The 16,239-nt window shown below is 48.9% G+C and carries 14 protein-coding genes; 10 read left to right on the forward strand and 4 right to left on the reverse strand.

The window, feature by feature from the left end:
* Positions 1–17: 17 nt before the first annotated feature.
* Both ACYQ3L_RS04210 and ACYQ3L_RS04215 read right to left on the reverse strand, forming a co-directional pair.
* Positions 18–335: a hypothetical protein gene (locus ACYQ3L_RS04210; protein ID WP_379993840.1), complete on the reverse strand. Its 318-nt coding sequence runs from the start codon at positions 333–335 to the stop codon at positions 18–20.
* Complete coding sequence (locus ACYQ3L_RS04215; protein ID WP_379993839.1) at positions 335–565, reverse strand: type II toxin-antitoxin system prevent-host-death family antitoxin; 231 nt, start codon at positions 563–565, stop codon at positions 335–337. The genes ACYQ3L_RS04210 and ACYQ3L_RS04215 overlap by 1 nt, the downstream gene beginning before the upstream one ends.
* A gap of 174 nt (positions 566–739) precedes the next feature.
* On the opposite strand from ACYQ3L_RS04215, the gene ACYQ3L_RS04220 reads away from it, so the two are divergent.
* From ACYQ3L_RS04220 to ACYQ3L_RS04235, 4 genes are read left to right on the forward strand one after another with little or no spacing between them, the layout of a single operon-like run.
* Positions 740–1,645: a hypothetical protein gene (locus ACYQ3L_RS04220; RefSeq protein WP_379993838.1), complete on the forward strand. Its 906-nt coding sequence runs from the start codon at positions 740–742 to the stop codon at positions 1,643–1,645.
* Positions 1,642–3,297 (forward strand): hypothetical protein, encoded by a 1,656-nt coding sequence (locus ACYQ3L_RS04225; protein WP_379993837.1) that lies wholly within the window; start codon positions 1,642–1,644, stop codon positions 3,295–3,297. Before ACYQ3L_RS04220 ends, ACYQ3L_RS04225 begins: the two co-directional genes overlap by 4 nt.
* Positions 3,298–3,303: 6 nt before the next feature.
* The gene (locus ACYQ3L_RS04230) at positions 3,304–5,583 is read left to right on the forward strand and encodes a hypothetical protein (RefSeq protein WP_459952327.1); all 2,280 of its coding nucleotides are present in this window, start codon (positions 3,304–3,306) and stop codon (positions 5,581–5,583) included.
* A 12-nt stretch (positions 5,584–5,595) separates the two neighbouring features.
* On the forward strand, positions 5,596–6,906 hold the full coding sequence (locus ACYQ3L_RS04235; protein WP_459952288.1) for a hypothetical protein: 1,311 nt from the start codon (positions 5,596–5,598) through the stop codon (positions 6,904–6,906).
* A gap of 123 nt (positions 6,907–7,029) precedes the next feature.
* Here the strand turns inward: ACYQ3L_RS04235 and ACYQ3L_RS04240 are convergent, their stop codons facing one another.
* A complete protein-coding gene (locus tag ACYQ3L_RS04240; RefSeq protein WP_380002040.1) occupies positions 7,030–7,425 on the reverse strand; it encodes a DUF5856 family protein in 396 nt (131 codons plus the stop codon).
* A 384-nt stretch (positions 7,426–7,809) separates the two neighbouring features.
* Between ACYQ3L_RS04240 and ACYQ3L_RS04245 the strand changes: the two genes are divergently transcribed.
* Entirely contained in the window at positions 7,810–9,144 is a 1,335-nt protein-coding gene (locus tag ACYQ3L_RS04245) for a phage integrase SAM-like domain-containing protein (protein ID WP_459952289.1), read from the forward strand.
* A 320-nt stretch (positions 9,145–9,464) separates the two neighbouring features.
* Here ACYQ3L_RS04245 and ACYQ3L_RS04250 read toward each other — a convergent pair whose 3' ends face one another.
* Positions 9,465–10,367: a helix-turn-helix domain-containing protein gene (locus ACYQ3L_RS04250; protein WP_459952290.1), complete on the reverse strand. Its 903-nt coding sequence runs from the start codon at positions 10,365–10,367 to the stop codon at positions 9,465–9,467.
* Between the two features lie 418 nt (positions 10,368–10,785).
* Between ACYQ3L_RS04250 and ACYQ3L_RS04255 the strand changes: the two genes are divergently transcribed.
* From ACYQ3L_RS04255 to ACYQ3L_RS04275, 5 genes are all read left to right on the forward strand, one after another.
* The gene (locus ACYQ3L_RS04255) at positions 10,786–11,145 is read left to right on the forward strand and encodes a hypothetical protein (RefSeq protein WP_459952291.1); all 360 of its coding nucleotides are present in this window, start codon (positions 10,786–10,788) and stop codon (positions 11,143–11,145) included.
* Positions 11,146–11,197: 52 nt separating this feature from the next.
* Entirely contained in the window at positions 11,198–11,800 is a 603-nt protein-coding gene (locus tag ACYQ3L_RS04260) for a DUF3575 domain-containing protein (RefSeq protein WP_380000562.1), read from the forward strand.
* A 4-nt stretch (positions 11,801–11,804) separates the two neighbouring features.
* Positions 11,805–13,346 carry a DUF3868 domain-containing protein gene (locus tag ACYQ3L_RS04265; protein WP_380000560.1) on the forward strand — a complete coding sequence of 514 codons (1,542 nt, stop codon included), beginning with the start codon at positions 11,805–11,807 and terminating at the stop codon, positions 13,344–13,346.
* 461 nt (positions 13,347–13,807) lie between these two features.
* Positions 13,808–14,968, forward strand: a complete 1,161-nt coding sequence (locus ACYQ3L_RS04270; RefSeq protein ID WP_380002078.1) for a hypothetical protein — start codon at positions 13,808–13,810, stop codon at positions 14,966–14,968.
* Between the two features lie 295 nt (positions 14,969–15,263).
* Positions 15,264–16,157 carry a FimB/Mfa2 family fimbrial subunit gene (locus ACYQ3L_RS04275; RefSeq protein ID WP_459952292.1) on the forward strand — a complete coding sequence of 298 codons (894 nt, stop codon included), beginning with the start codon at positions 15,264–15,266 and terminating at the stop codon, positions 16,155–16,157.
* Positions 16,158–16,239 lie beyond the last annotated feature (82 nt).

Genomic DNA, 16,239 nt, shown 5'->3' on the forward strand with positions numbered 1-16,239 from the left:
TCCTTTACCGTATCAATTTACAGGTATTGGGCGCATGTATGATTATTACCTATATGATAAATATAACAGGCAGCGTCACCGGAGAGGAAAAATATATACCAGGATGTGTTTTTATTCTTATTAATCGTTATATATGAAAGATTCTCCTTGTATTTATTAAAATATCCCGGAGCTTTTTTCTTCGGCAAGTTTTCTATGGAAGCCTCTATTTCATCCCTTAATTCAATTACATAATTTAAAGCGGACTCATAGAAGCCAAAATACTCTTCGTTATAAAGTATTTCTACCAGTTCGAACAAGCTGTCTTCTACAGATTGATGATATAAAACCCTCATTATTTATTGAACAGGGATTTGATGCGGGGCTTCAATCTTTCAATCAATTCATCTCCTGATATGAATTCCCTTAATTCGGCATCACTGATGTATACATCTTTATCCTTTACAGGAGTGATTGCATAAGCCCTGTTCTTTCCCCGTTGGATAATAATCTGCTCGCCATTATCTACCCTGTCCATATATTCGGCCTGCTTATCCCGGAATTCCCGGCTACTGATAACTAACATAATTCAATTTTTTTATGTACCATTGTGGTACAAATATAAGAATAGTTCTTTAAAATAATACCTGAAAATGATAAAATTGTCCTGTTGAAATAACCTTAATGATTATTTGTAACTTTTTGAAAGCCCATCTACCTATTCTTCTTTATACAGAGAGTTTCAGAACAAATGAATATTATGGATCAAAATAACAGAAAGACCGGCAACAACAGCCAGTTGATGATAAGGGAGGCGATCCGCAAGATTGCCCTGGGCCGGAGTATCGAACGCATAAATATGTCGCCCGGCGGAACCGGCGGAGTCGGCACAGCCAGGATGATTCATGGCTATGTCGCTAAGGTACACGATGATGAAAGCGATGATGAATTTGAAGAATATGCCGGGACAATCGATGTCGGTGAATTCCCCGATGAAACAGCCAGCAGCGAGCCGGTCATCCATAAAGGAGTATTGCTTTCAGGCCTGAAAGATAATTCCGGCGGTTTCCTTATCATCCCTACATTATTCTCGGATGTTACCATCATATCGGATGCCGCGACCCGTTATTCTTATGTCCTGAATTTCTCCCATGCCGATTTCATACAGCTCAATGCACATACCGAAGTTGTTATCGGGGTAACGGAAACCGAAGAACTGGACCTGGAAGACAACGATTCCCCTGATTATGATGAACTGGAGAAAACAGGAAATGAAGCATATACAACCTATACCAAAACAACAGCCGTTACCCGGGTAAAGGATAAGCAGGGGAAAGAGTCGGAAGTAGAGCAGGTTCCCGGGCAGATCCGCCACAAGGTTGATAAATCCGAAACCTGCCAGACTACAGACAACTATACGGTAAAGGTCGGAAATGTTTCCGTTACAGTTACGGGTGATAAAGTAACCATCGGGGCGGATGATGCTTCAGAACCTTTGGTACTCGGCAACCAACTGGCGCAACTGATGCTTGACTTCCTGACCGAATGCAGCAAAATCATGACACCGACATTAATGGGAACGATGCCGGCAGTCAATGCTGCCAGTTTTTCAGCCCTGACAGCCAAAATACAGCAATTCCTTTCCAAATCAGCTTATACCAAATGAATACCGTAACCATTCATCCCGCCATAGAGAACCTGGATACAGGCAGCTTGTGTTACAGCATTTATATACAACTGTACCATAACTTCTTTAACGCGCAGGACAAGCAATATATAAAAGAAGGCGATGAAACATCCGTCCGCCTCCGCAATACGGCTTATAATTTTGCCGACGCCATTGCAGGCGGTGTTGCCGGCGAAGGTTCCGGAAACAGTGGAGGCGGCATATTACTGGAATACCTGAAGAAAAGCGGCGGCGATATGTCCGGCATGCTGCGGGCCAACTACGGCTTTGAGGCCGGGATTGGAAATACCCCTGTTATCCGGACCTTTGTAAAAGACGGAGATGTATATGGAGCCAGTTTTACCGGGGATGTCGAAATCGGCGGAAACAACCTGATAATCGGGGGCAGCCGGTTTATATCGTATGACAGGGAGTCGCAGGTTGCCTGTATCAACAACCCCTGTATAAATTTCCTGGATTCCAAACTATTATTGGCCGGGGAACTGATCATAGGCGAGGATAAAACGAAGGGTATTTACCTCTCCCCGGCTGCTCTGCAGATAAACGGAAAAGACGTATATCATGCAGGGAATGCTAACCTTGCGACTGTAGACTGGTCTATGGGGAACGGGTATATAGGGAAAAACCTCTCCGTTGCCGGGAAAGCTGTATTATCCGGGATGCTGGAAGCCTGTTATGGCGCAAGTCTTGGCTATGATGGCAATACCCTGGTCTCTGTAGAACAAGAACAGGTAGGCTTTAACAGCTTCCTGTCCTTCGCTTCCGGCTTCGGTATCAAAATGAAGGGGATTCCGGTACTGATGGTCAGTAATGAACAGCATATACAGCTGGGAGCCGTTGGCGGAGATATACTCCTGGGAAGTGATAATACCAATAAGACAAGGCTGCTTTCCGGCATCTCCGATATTGACGGGGATCATATCCTGCTCAGCAGGTATGGGGCGGCTTATTTTCCGGATTCATTGACCGTAAGGCATAACTACGGGGACATCCTCTTTTCCAGCTACAGGGTGGATAAGGACGATGAAGGCATGATTATCCACAAGAACCTGCGGTTTACGGATTCCAGAGGGGCTTTCTTTACCGGGGACCCGGATGGGATCGCTTTCTCCTCTGCGTTGGTACGCTACGTTGGAGAAGACAACCAAAGGCAGGTATTTACCCATAAGACCATATTCTTGCATAACCCTTCTGTAAGCAGGTACGCTCCTATGGACCGCTTGTCCAACTCATTCTTCATACGTACCGACGCGGATTTTTTCTTTGTAAACAAACCGCTCGAAGCCCAGGGGCATATCGGCATCAATAATTCCTTCACCCGGCTGACAGACGGGGGACTATTCTTCAGTAATGAAAAATACCTGTTGTCGGCAACGGATGGCATTAAACATTATGGCAACGCATATTTTATGGATAACCTGAGTTCCGGATTCTTTTCATCCGGCTTTGCCGGTTCAGGATGGGCGGTTATCCGGAATAAGACATCAGGGAATATTGCCGCCACTTTCGATGAACTGACAATCCGGAAGAAGATGCGCATTTATGAACTGGAAGTACAAAAGATAAGCGCAACCAACGGCGCTCTCTGGGTGAGCGACAATTGCTCCGGGGACACGGTAGAAAAATTATAGGATCAGATGGCTATATTCAAATACGAACGGTATAAAATAATTATAAGCCCGGAGTCGAAAAAGACACAAGGCTTAAGGGTTGGGGATATTGTCCGCAGGCAATATTTTGACAATCCCAACCTTATCTATTCCCTGATGATTGTCCTTGAAACAGGCGTTGATATAATCGACGAAAAAGAATCTTCCTATATCATAGGCGCGCTGATCGAAGGGGATGAACCTCAGAGTGGTGAACTATTGGATTTTGTGCGTGTAACCAACCTGCATGACAATGACAGGAGTGGCGCCTTATACTTAACGGCATCTGACAGTGAAGCTCCATATCTGGATGTAATAGACGGCCTGGCATATAACCATTCATTATGTTATCCCTATATACCGGGTGGAAACCCTGATAATGCGGATAAGAATAAATATAGTTGTAGCGGAAGCCCTTTTCTGGATACAGCCTATAAGCAATCGGAACAGGATGCCGGCCGTATATACCGCATTACACGGAATGAAATGGTGGGGCAACCTGACTTCTTAGGGATAAAGCAGACGATAGAGAAACAATTGAGCCATCCCCAGCGTCTTATCGTTTCGTTTAAGGCCAGGGCTTCAAAAGCTATGACCGGGGTAAATGTATCTTTAGGTTTTAAGGAAGACGCAGGGCAAGCGGATGGGGAACAAACCATCGGTATCGATACAGGATGGCAATATAGGCTGTTTATGGTAACCATCGACCTGCCATCGCATTATCAGCGCAGCCTCTATATTGACCTTACCCGGCAACTGGAGGCGACGGGAGACTGGTTTGAAATCGCGGACCTGAATATTGTCCTGCAATCCTATATATCCACCTTCGCCAACGCGGCAAAAGTGCGGATCGGAAAAGTAAAGGGGATCGCAGACCCGGTTTTTGGCGTGCTTGATGGCTACGGGGCTTACTTCCGGAATATGTATGCCACCCAAAACGTCAATATTGCCGGGACACTGACTGCCGGGGATGAGAACGGGTTCAGCTCTACGTTTTATGTAGGAAAGATACATAAGAACGTCATCAGAAACAGTATCGACTGCGAGTTTACAGACTCTCCTGTTACACCCCTCGAAGAACATTCCCCAGTCGGTATTGGTAAATGCTGGATAACCGGAAACACAACAAAACTGAAAGTACAATCAGCCGGATGGCGGGAATCCCATCGGAATAAAAAATATTGTTTTTCCATTTGGATAAAAGCAGGTATTGCCACTAATATAGCAGTATACCAGGATGAATACCATTTGCAGGATATACAGGCGGATTCTACAGATTGGAAGAGGTATTCCGTCCCTTTCACCTTTAAGGACTCAAAAGAGACGGATTGCCTTATCCGGCTGGAAGCTCCTGTCAGCGGAATGCTTATAACAGCGCCGCAATTGGAGGCAGGTTCCACCCCGTCTCAATACCAGCCTACAGACGGGACGCTTTCCTATGTAGAGGATTACGGGGCCTGGTTTTCTAAAGGTGGTATCGGGGGTACGATACAAAACCCCTTGTTACGGTTAAACAATGATGGTTCGATAAGTTCAAGAGATAATTCATTCGTCATCAATCCCGACGGCACGGGACACTTTGCCTCGGGACGCTTTAAATGGACAAAAGATACGATAAGCCTGCAGGACGTAACGATCAAATGGGAGGACTTTGATTCCGAAATGCAGGAGAACCTTTTACCTAAATCCGTAGCACTTAGCGGCGCAAATATTTTCCATTACCCGGATGAACCGGAGGAGGAATGCGAACCACAAGAGATTATTATATACGCTACAGAAAATAATTTTATTGCGACGAACAGAAAATGGCTGTATTTGGATTCTTGTTCAGTATGGAAAGAGCTTTCCGGATATAATCAGGATTTTATACGTATCCTGCCGGACGGGCATTACTGGGAAGGACGCAATGTATTGCCTGTAAGGTATATTGCTTCTTTCAAGGAAGAGGAATACGATAGTATTTTCTCCATTTATAAACAATTTGACGGGCAAAGCGCATATTCTATCTATATAAGCTCTTCCAACGGTTCCGTATTTAGAAACGGAGCTGTCTCAACGCTATTGTCGGCAAGGGTATATAAAGGCAGTGAAGATGTGACCGGAAAAATACCCGCTGCAAATTTCAGGTGGATCAGGAGCAGTAAGGATATTGCCGGCGATGCTCTATGGAACAGCGTGGATCATACGGGGAAAACACTGGAGATAACCGGAGAGGATGTTTACCGCAAAGCGGTATTCGACTGCGAAGTAATATTATCGACAATATAAAAAACAAGGATCATGGCACAAAAAGCAGCGCGTGGACAGGTCACCATTATCGACCAGAACGACGCGGTCAGCCTGCAGGCATTTATCGGCTCCAACCAGCCGCTGACACAGATTTATACGAAAGATACCAACGCCTATGCCCCGGCATGGACGGCGTCCCCTTATCTGGTACTGACGCCTGCCCTGTTCGTCAGCGGTAAGGGAGATGCCGACCAGGTTACTTCAGTAGGGAACGCGGCTACGCTGACACCCGGAATCAAGACCGGCTCGTCCAGGTGGTATAAGGACGGAGTAGCCGTCACCTCGGGACAAGACAGTTGCACTATAGCCGCAGCAGCATCCAAATATGCCCTGACGGTCAATACGAACCATATGAGCATTACATCGCCGCAGGTACGGTATACCTTCGAAGCGGTGTATATTGATGCGAACGGCCTGGAGATCGCTTTCCGCTCGGAGATACAATTCACCCGGCACCAGTCGGCGGGAGCCACGATCTGCGCTATCGCCTATGCCCCGGACGGGGTCATTTTCCGTAACGGCGAGGTCGCTTCGTTAAAGGCGCACTGCGACCTGTGGCGCGGGGCGGCAATCGATACGACCAACGTAACCTATTGCTGGGGTATCAAGGATTCTTCCGTCTTTGCCAATACGACCCTTTCGGCTGCTGCCGCGACCGGGGCCGTTACCGTAACCGTCGCTTCGGTAGCCAATATGGAGGCCGGGGGGAAGATTGTTATCGGTACGGCTACACATACGATCTCGACGGTCAATACTTCGACCAAAGCAGTTACCCTGACTTCCGCGTTGACGGCGGAGGCCGCATCCGGGGCTACGGTCAGGAACCCGTATTACAATGCCATGCTGGGAGCGGGCTGGTCGTGCCTGACTTCTTCCAACCCGCGCGGAGTAACGGCAGGGTGGACAAGCAATGAGATTACCATCACCGCCGATGCCGTCCTGAATTTTGAAACCTTCAAATGCGCGATTAAAGACACGGATACTTCGGCAGGCAATGCTTCCGCCAATAAGATCGTATGTGATATTATCTCCTTCTCGGATATGTCCGACCCTGTTATGGTGGATATCGTGAGCCAGAAGGGATTTATTATTAAGAACGACGCCAACGATGTGGACGCTAAAGCAGTGCTATACCGCGGCGGAGAGGAGCTGGACGCGGCAGGTACGGAATATACTTATACATGGAAACTCTGGAACGCGGCGGGTACGGCGGTCGCTAAAACCTATACGGGAAAAGCCGTTACCATTGCCAAAGCGGATGTGACGGGAAAGGGGGTATTGATGTGCGAGGTTTCAAAATGATCCGCTAAAAAGTACCGGCATGGAATCATGCTTATTAACTCCTTCTTTAAGAATAAATAAACGGCAAACACCGGTATTGCGAATAAAGAAAATACCGGTATTTGGATAAAAGATTACTACCTGTTATTGAAGGCGTTTCAGGCGGTACAATAATTGCCGGATTGCTTCCTGATAGTCATCGATAATAGCCTGGGTGAAGGCTTCCGTAAACAGTTCCCTCTGGGATTCCGTGTATTTGACAAACTCTTCCGCATGCTTTACGATATCCGATGGATTCTTTGTTTCAGGAATTACGATATCCAGGTCTCCTATTGTAGCATACGATGTTTCTACCAGGCGGTCGGTTACATCCAGCAGGTCTTCGATAGCCTGATCCAATGCAATGTGGGCGGAATAGCTGCCTGGGCCTGTAATATGCCAGTGATGCAGTTTCAGGCTGCTGTTAAATGAAAAGACTTTTCCGATAAATGCCGCAACCGCTACATGGGCAGATACAGCTTTTGATGATGTATTGTACATAATTTTGAAAAATTGGTTCATAATTATACCTGTAAATATAATGATTTTAATATTTTTTTACGGGATATTGCCTGATAAAATATTATTGTTGTATATCAAGGAAAATCCTTCCTGCATGCAGCCCCTGTCCATCGCTTCTAAAATAATGGTGCTAAAAGGGCGATAATAACAGTAAAGGTGAATAAATCTTATTCCCCGATAAATATCCGGGCTAAAATGCCCTGAATCCGCTTGTCTGTCTTACCTTTGTGCTTAAGCACGTAAGTGGCGCCGGTAAGCGGGCCACAAATGGGCTCATTGAATTCCCGGACTGTGCGCCGGTCTTCAGGGACAAATTACAGAGAGGTTCACAAATAATATATGATACCAATAACGCATTAAATTATGGCCACATTAAAGTTTATCCTGCGCAAGTCCGTCAGCGGAGCGCGCTGCAAGGGCAGCCTGTGCCTTCGCCTGATCCACAGCCGCAAGGTCAAAGTCATCACCAGCCCTTTCCGGCTTTACCCCCACGAATGGGACGGGGCCGGGCAAAGGGTACATCTTCCTGAAGAGGGCTCCCCGCGCTACCCTTACCTGTGCAAGGTAACCGAAAGCCTTTGCGCTTACGGCGAACAATTCGAAGAAGCGGCCGGGCGGCTGGAGAAATCGGGGCGTTATACCGTTGATGACATCCTTTGCAGTTACCATAGGGAGCATAACCCGGCCAACCTTTCCGGCTTTGCCGGGCTGCAGGAGCGCAACCTGCTGCGTGCCGGCCAGGAGCGTACCGCCCGTGCTTACCGCACCGTCAGCCGCGGGCTTATCACCTTCAATAAGGGGCGTGATATCCCCCTGAGCCAGATCAACGCCTGTATGATGAAAGAGTTCGAGGCCTACCTCAAGGAGCGGGGCAAGGCCATGAATACGATCTCTTACTATATGCGTATGCTGCGTGCCATCTATTGGAAGGCCGTCAAGGAGAAACTGATCGATGCCCGGCGTGAGAATCCTTTTGACCATGTTTTCACGGGCTTCCAGAAAACCCGTAAACGGGCATTGGATATCGAAAGCCTCCGCGCGCTGAACAGCCTTGATTTTTCGGCTTTACTGGAACGGCAAACCCAGCCGCCTGTAAATGCGCATAAGCAGCTTAAAGAAGCCCCGCGGGAGGATAAAACTACAGACAGGGCCCTTTATACTTCGTGGCGCTATTTCTTCTTTTGCTTCCATGCAAGGGGAATGAGCTTTGTGGATATGGCCTACCTGCGCAAGGAGAATATCCGCCAGGGGGTGATCAGCTACTACCGCAAGAAGACGGGCCAGAAGATCGAGGTGACGGTCACGCCCACTTTACAGCGCATCATCGACAGCTTCAGCGGCGAGGTCCGCCACAGCCCCTACCTCTTCCCCGTCATCCGGGACGCGGACAGATCCCCGCGCCTGCAATACGAGAACGGCCTGCGCCTCCAGAATAAGCGCCTGAAAAAATTATCCGCCCTGGCCGGCATTGGGGAGAAATTAACGACCCATGTCTCGCGCCACAGCTGGGCGACCATCGGCAAGAAGCAGAACCTGCCGCTGTGGGTTATCAGCGAGGGCCTGGGGCATTCCTCCGAAAAGATGACCTATACCTACCTGGCCTCCTTCGACCGCTCGACCCTTGACCGGGCCAACGAGCAGATCGCCCTGGCCCTGGTCTCCCCGCCATCCGCTACCGCCGGCTTCGCCTGCCTGTAGGGCTGAAACCGGTTTATATGCCTTTACAAACAAAAACTATAGCTTACATTTCTTGATCAGCTTACCCGCTATTTTATATGGCAGGGCATATTTTCTTTTATTTCCGGCTGAAAATAAAAAAGTATTTTTATATTTGTAAGCATATTTTTACTGAAAGGAGGAAAATAGGAGCATATTCTGAGCCGGACAACACAAAACCGAACGTTTTGCGTTCATTTTATCTATTCATCTTAACATCTGACACTTAGCAAGTGTCGGAATAAGTTTGTTTAACGCATATAAACAATTGCAAAGTTAGGCGTTATTTTTTAATAATGTTGTTAGATTCGGTTATCCATTTTTACACTTTCTTTACCTATTTCACACCCAAGCCGGTTATGCTGCCTTATCCCGCCCGGGGTTTCTCCCAGGTGCTGCTTACAGTAGCGGCTGAATGAGGCTTTTGATGCAAAGCCGAATTCAGCGCGCAGTTCGTTTAGCGATTTCTCCCCCGTGCAGAGGGCATGGTATATCTTTTTTGCCCTGTGCTGGTTCATCCACTTGTACCCGGATATATTAAATACCTTCCTGAAGCGTTTCTCTATGCCCGAGAGGGACATATTCATCGCGGCGGCCAACTCGGAAAGGGAGTGGTAGTTGTGGTAATTGTTCATCACATAAAGGGAGAAACCCGGGTCGCCGCTCAGGGCTTCGTGAAAAAACAACGCGAGTTCCTCTTTCGAGTAAAATTCCCCGAGCAGGTAGAGCAGTTCATTTATCTTCAGTTCATTATAATATCCGCAACAGAGCCCTTTGCGTATACAGTAGGCCAGCATATCCGTATACCCCTTTACGGGTTCCTTCATTTCCAGCAGGTAGGGGGAATCCGTTCCCGTATCCGGGGTCCGGTGTACCAGGTCCTCCAGCCTGTAGCAGTCGCAGAACTGCAGCTTGGAGTAAGGGCGTATGAACAGGAGCAGGGCTCCGGATTCAGCCCTGTAGCTGAAGTTGTAGCCTACAGGCAGGTAAAGCGCCTGCCCGCAGCGCATCCGGCGGTTATTGTACATCCCGAAGGAATAGGTGATCTCCCCCCTGAGCAGGAAGATGATCTTACTCTGCAGGGCCTGTTGTTCATGGCTGCTGCCGGTACTGATCTCTTTGGTTTCAATGGCCGGTCTGGCGTCCCTGTCGCAACTCAGGCAGGTGCGGCAGGCCATGTGTTCGTTAAGGTATGATAAATCCATATTCAGTTGGTTTTGAGTTTGTTTAATCCATGTTTAATGATGCTGTTGCTGTGTCAGGCCGGTTTGTACCCGGAAAGGCTATTGGTTATCAACAGATTAAAAGCCTGTCGCCCTCCGGTTTTCCTGCCGTCGGGGGTCCGCCTGTTTAACGGTTCGTGTCAGAAGTTATCCCCTGTATTTATTTATTGCTTGTTAATGTGTTAATATACAGACGATTGCAATCCAGTCTACATACCATCCGACACTTGCTAAGTGTCAGATGCCGGAATCAGATAAATATATCTCGATGCATGCCTTTCCGTCAGGGGGGCATGCAATCTTACTCCGGTTCATCCGGGAGGGGATAAAACGGTATAAACAGTATACAGGAGGCGGTAAGGCTGGCAGATGAAACGTTTAACAAAAACAATACAAAAAGATGTGCAGAGTTCACTATTTACCGGTAACGATGGAGCGGCAGGGCGGACGGTTTTATATCGGCCTGGACATGCAATTTGTGGGGGATATGGCCACGGCCGACCAGTCACACCAGTTCATACCCGTACTGTCGGCCGGGGACAGGCGCAGGGAGTTACCGATGGTTCTGGTAGCCGGGCGTTCGCGCTACCGGTCGTTGCGGCTTGCCTTATGGGGCCTTGGCGGGGACATACTGCGCTCTTACCATATAAAAAAGTTGTTGCAGGCAACCGGCCGGGCGGCCATCGATTACCCTTACCGTATATCCCTGGACTACGAACAGTGGATGGACAAGGCGGAAATAACCGTCATACAGCAGTGAACCGGCAAACAATGAACAACATGAAGTCAACTAAATAATACCTATATATTTTATGAAACAATCCGTAATCCTATTTCTGCTTCTGGCGATTGCCCTGGTATCCGTACGGGGGCAGGACGTAGTTGGCAACCTGCCGCTGTCCTCGCCGCACCTGGCAGTCAAGACCAATTTATTGTACGATGCTACCACCACTTTCAACCTGGGGGTGGAGGTTAAGCTGGACAGCCGCTATACGCTGGACCTGCCGGTTAATTACAACCCCTTCACCTATAGCGGGAACAGGAAGCTGAAACATATACTGGTGCAGCCGGAGCTCCGTTACTGGGTTTACGAACCGTTTTTCAGTCATTTCATCGGTGTGCATGCGCTCTATGCCAATTACAATGTGGGGGCCATCAAGTTGCCGCTGGACCTGTATCCGGACCTGGAGACCAGCCGTTACCGGGGCAACCTTTTCGGGGCGGGCATTTCCTACGGTTACCACTGGATGCTCTCCCCCCGCTGGAACCTGGAAGCCACTTTCGGCTTCGGGTTTGCCTATTCGGACTATGACAGGTATGAGTGCAAAACCTGCGGCAAGCTGCTGGAGAGCGGCAGCAAGCATTATTTCGGGCCTACCAAGGCCGGTATATCCATCATCTATATAATCAAATAAGACAATGAAACGTATGAAACGATTCCATATTTCCCATATACCGGCTGTATTTTTCCTGCTGGCGGCGCTCAGCCTGCCGGCACAGAACAAGGACCTCTATAAAGGCCGACTGCAGGTCGAAAGCGCCGGGCTGAAACAGGAAGGTGACAGCCTGTTATTAAGCTTTTCGGTACACATACAGGGCCAGGCCGTTACCGGCAGTCAATCGATGCTGCTGATTCCCGAACTGAGGGCTGGAAACAATACGGACAGCAAAACCCTGACCCTTCCCTATATACTGATCGACGGGGATGAACGCCAGAAACTGAACGAACGCTCTTTCGCCCTTGCGGGAGCAGATAAGCGGTCCGCCTATCATCGTCCGCAGATGCATGTAAATACCCGGCAGTCCACCGATACGACACTTCTGTATAAGCTGAAAATCCCCTATGAATCCTGGTTGGGTTCCGCCCGTTTCGTGCTCTACCAGCAGGTAACGGGTTACAGGCAGGAATCACGGCTGTATGCGCTGTCATTGAGCGATAAGGTGGAAATGGAAGCGTATGTGCCCTACCAGGCCAGCCCCGCGGTATCCTTCCTTGTACCGGACAGGGAAACCAAGGCGCGCCAGCTCCGGGGCAAAGCCTTCCTGGACTTCCAGGCAGACAGTTCGCACATCGATCCCGGTTTCAGCCGGAATGCCCCGAAGCTGGCCAGGATCAGCCAGGCCGTCTCGGATGTGAAAAACAACCCCGATGCGGTGATCACCGGCCTGTTTATCGAAGGCTATGCTTCCCCCGACGGGCTGTACGCCACCAACGAGCGTTTATCGAAAGAACGGTCGCTGGCGTTGAGGGATTACCTGAAAACGAAGTTCGGATTCGACGGGGGCCTTTTCAAGGTAAGCCATGTGGCCGAGGACTGGGACGGGCTGGTCGTACAGGTACAGGCCTCCGGTATGGAATACAGGGACAAGGTACTGGAAATTATTGCCACCACGGGAATAACGGCCGGCCGCGAAGTCGCCCTGATGCGCCTGGCGAACGGTGCGCCCTACCGGCAGATGCTCCGGGAGATATTCCCCGAACTCCGCAGGGTGGAATACCGGGTCGACTATACGGTCAGGGATTACACTCTCGAAGAAAGCAAGTCGCTGTTCAGCCGCAAACCGGAAGACCTGTCCCAGCTGGAGCTTTACAACCTGGCCCGGAGTTACGGCAAAGGCACGAAGGAGTATACGGATATATTGCTCGAGGCGATCCCAGGATACTATCCCGGTGATGTAACGGCAAACGTCAACGCGGCGGCGCTGCTGATCGAAAACGGGGAACCGAATAGCGCCGGGCGCCTGCTGGACAGGATAGCCGGCACAGCCCCCGGCGGCAACCATCCGGCCGTACTGAACAACCTGGGCGTGATACGCCTGCTGGCAGGGGAACTGGATGAAGCCGAAGCCCTGTTTAACCGGGCGAAAACAGCCGGCAGTGAGGAAGCAGCCCGCAACCTGGAGGAAGTGGCGGTCAAACGGGCCGATAATCAGAAAATGGAACGGTATAAAAACCGGTAAACCGTCCCCGCAAACCTGCCTGCGTCGACATACGGCGCGCCGGCAGGGGGAAAGCCGGCAGGCAGCGGTTTGCAGGCCGGTACCGCAATAAAAAGCTATTCATAATAATACCAGGGAATGAAAATGAAACAAACAACCCGGACAAAAGTATCAACACGTATTAACAAAACAGGGAAACAGGAGGGCCGTAAAGATCAGGGAAGGAACGATTTAAACATAGCTGGAAGAAACAGTTACAGCTAAGCGAAAGAAGAAATAATTAAGAGAAACTAGAAACAGTTAAGAGAAACAGTTCGAAAAAAACGATTAAGAAAAACAGTCAGAAAACAAAAAAACGATTAAGAAAATTCATAATTCATAATTCATAATTCATAATTCATAATTCATAATTCATAATTCATAATTCATAATTAAAACTTCAGACGAATATTTATTTTATTAACATTTTTAAAACAAAAAGAATGAAAACAAATTTCAAACATGCAATTATTGCAGCAACAGCCCTGCTATTAGGATTCAGCAGCTGTTCGAATGACGACGCGAACGCTCCGGCGGACGATCTTCCTACACAAAGCGTGTCCGTGCGTATCCTCGTGCCGTCGACCTATGCCCCTGAAGCGACAGCAGTGGGAGTGACACCTACTATCACCGGAAATACGAACGTATTCTTCGTCGGTGGCGGCGTTATACTGGAAGTTGGTACGCTGAATGCCGCTGAGGCAGCAGCAGGTAAAACATTTACCGATGTGCCGGGTGCCGTATCCGATGTGATTATTGTCGCCAATGGCGGAACTGTGGCAACATCCCCTGCTCTTTCTACAATAGTGAGAAATGATCCGTTATCGAAACTGAACGAGACACTGTTCTTACAGGCCAGCCAGACCAACGCGCAAACAGCTGTTAACTTATTCGGCCGCGCTCCCCTAACAGATGGTGCCGGTGTAAATGCAGGTAAAAAGGTTGCCGCTGTAACGCTGGTTCCTGCTATTTCCCGGATTGAGATTGGCGAGATAAAGGCAGATGCGGGCGCAGCTGTTAAATTGAAGAGTTTCAAACTGACAGGGATTTATATCAACAATACATACACACAACTCGGTATTGACTATGTAACTAAGCCGACTCTGGCTACAGAGATTCTAAACTATGACAAGGCTAATGCAAAATGGATAGACGGTAATTACCCTGCACGTTTCAAAGATGAATGGGCCAACGCATCGGTTACAGACGCTACCAGCTTTAAACCGGCCGGCACCGACAAATGGTCTTATTTTGTATTGCCTGTAAAAGCATCGGCAAATGGAACTGAAATCAGCTCGGTACAACAAGGTGCGGTTCCCCATATCGTCTTTAAAATAGAGGATATAGATTACGATGATGCCGCATACCAGGATGTTGCCGGTCCTTATTTTATTACTATTAAAAACCTGAAAGTAGGCGGAGCTGATTTAACAGAACTGGCACCGGGAAAAGTATACAGCTTAAATGGCGGTGTAGCCGGTGATCCTATTCTGATAGGAGGCGGAAATCTGTCACCGGATCCGGAAACAAATGCTACTGAGGAAGTTGTTGTGAGTGCTACTGTAACGCCATGGGAAGGCTTTGACGTCGATCCTGTATTCTAATAACAAATATTGAACCCCTCACGGGAGAGGCCCGGGCTTACACACTGTCCGGCCGCTCCGGTGAAACCAATCAAAAACCTTCAGAAGGGACGGGGAAGGGTTCCGGGTATAACGCACCGGAGCCTCCCCTCTCCCGGGAGGGTTTATCATAAAGCGGTTCACGGTAACTTACCGGAAACGGACTCTGTAAAACGGTATAATAAACGATACGACAACATAAAATAAAGCCAATAAACAAGCAAGCGGTAACGCGGTTATTGCCTGCGATTGCCTTACAAAAATAAATTATTCACATATGAAACAGCTGAAGACATTAATCCTGCTAGTTGCGTCCGTATTTTTCACCGGATGTATCGGTGATGAACTGGTTGATTGCCCACCGGATGAGAATCTGACGCTCGCATTTTCCTACCTGGACTTTCCGGACCATATCGACCGGGTGACAGTCGCGATATACGATCCGAGCGGAAAGCTGGTGGAGACGGTGCAAGTTGATAAGAACGATCTGGATGCCTTCCGGGGAGTCGGGTTATACCTGCCGGCAGGTGATTATACAGCTGTCTGCTGGGGAAACGCTTTCGACAATACCCAAATCAACGGGCTGTCCAATGGAGCCGGCCTTACAGCGCACGAAGTGGCCCATCCCGGTTACTTCAATTCTGCGCGTATACCGACCAACGATGCCCTGTATTACGGCAAACATACCTTTACGGTCAAACCCGGCACGGCCAATAACGAAACAGTGCCATTCACACCGGCTTATATCCGGCTCATCATACAAGCCAAAGGCCTGCCGAGCACCGCTGCCGGCGCACCGCCTTCAGGCTATCCTTATATCAGGGTGAACAACCTTGTACCTGCATACGACTATAATATGGTTACCCACGGTGACCCTACGACATACTATCCGCCGGTAACGGTAGACACGGGCAACAAACAGGCCGAGGCCACCTGCGACGTGCTGCGCTTCCGGGCGGATAACCCGATCACGATAGACGTGCTGGACAACAGCACGGACAATACGGTGCTCCATACCGTTAACCTGAAGCAGTTCATAGCCGACAACAATATCGTCATCGCTGACGGTAAGGAGGTCACCATACCGATCGAGATCTCATTCGAGGGTAAAGTGGTTATCGTCACGCTGCTTGAGAACTGGGGCAACATCCCCGTAAACACGCTGTTCTGATAAAAACAGGCAACGGCCCGGGCCTTCAACAAGCATTGGAAGGATGGAAGCCGGACTAAACATATAAAAAAACAAGCATACA

The sequence above is a fragment of the Dysgonomonas termitidis genome (assembly GCF_054657735.1).